The sequence below is a fragment of the Mycobacterium sp. 852002-53434_SCH5985345 genome (genome assembly GCF_001667155.1).
Classification (GTDB): Bacteria; Actinomycetota; Actinomycetes; order Mycobacteriales; family Mycobacteriaceae; genus Mycobacterium.
Map to the genome: position 1 here is coordinate 1 of NZ_LZIE01000016.1, position 876 is coordinate 876.

Annotated in this window: 1 protein-coding gene; it reads right to left on the reverse strand. The window is 69.5% G+C overall.

From position 1 onward, the window contains the following. A partial coding sequence (locus A5756_RS02575; protein ID WP_156659165.1) for an AMP-binding protein occupies positions 1-876 on the reverse strand: 876 nt, incomplete at both ends.

The following is an 876-nucleotide window of genomic DNA, read 5'->3' on the forward strand; positions in this document are numbered from 1 at the left end:
CGCAGCTGACCGTCAGTACCCCAGCACGCCAGGTCCCCGGTCCGATACATCCGCTGCCCGGGCCCGCCGAACGGACACGCCACAAACCGCGCCCCGGTCAGCCCGGCACGACCCAGATAGCCGACGCCCACCCCAGCCCCGGCCACATACAACTCCCCGACCACCCCGACCGGCGCCGGCCGCAACCATCCATCCAGCACAAACAACCCCGCCCCGGGCACCGGGGACCCGATCGGGGGCACCCCCGACCCGGGCTGCAGTGGGGCGCTGATCGCCACACACATCGTGGTCTCGGTCGGCCCATAGGCGTTGACCATCACCCGCCCCGGCGCCCAGCGATGCACCACCTCGGGCGGGCAGGCCTCCCCGGCCATCACCAACGCCACCGAATCCAGGCCAGCGGGATCCAGCATCGCCACCGCCGACGGCGTCTGCGTCAAGACCGTCACACCCTCGGCGACCAACACCGCGTGCAAATCCTCCGGTGAACGCGCGGTGTCGTCGTCGACCACCACCACCCGTCCACCACGCAAAAGCGGCGCAAAAATCTCCCACACCGACACGTCGAACGCCAACGAATGCGCATGCGACCACACCCCCGGCGCCGGCAACCCGGCATCCAGCGAGCCGATCAACTGCGTCACGTTATGATGCGTCACCCCAACACCTTTGGGCACACCCGTGGTGCCCGAGGTGTAGATCACATACGCCAGCCCCTCGGCATCCGGCTCGGGCAAGGCGGTGTCGGGCAAGGTGTCAAGGAGCCGATCATTAACATCGATCACCGCCACCCCACGACCGGCCAACCGCCCGGCCAGCTCGGCGGTGGTGAGCACCGCCACCGGCGCGGCATCGGCCACCAGGAACCCGATCCGG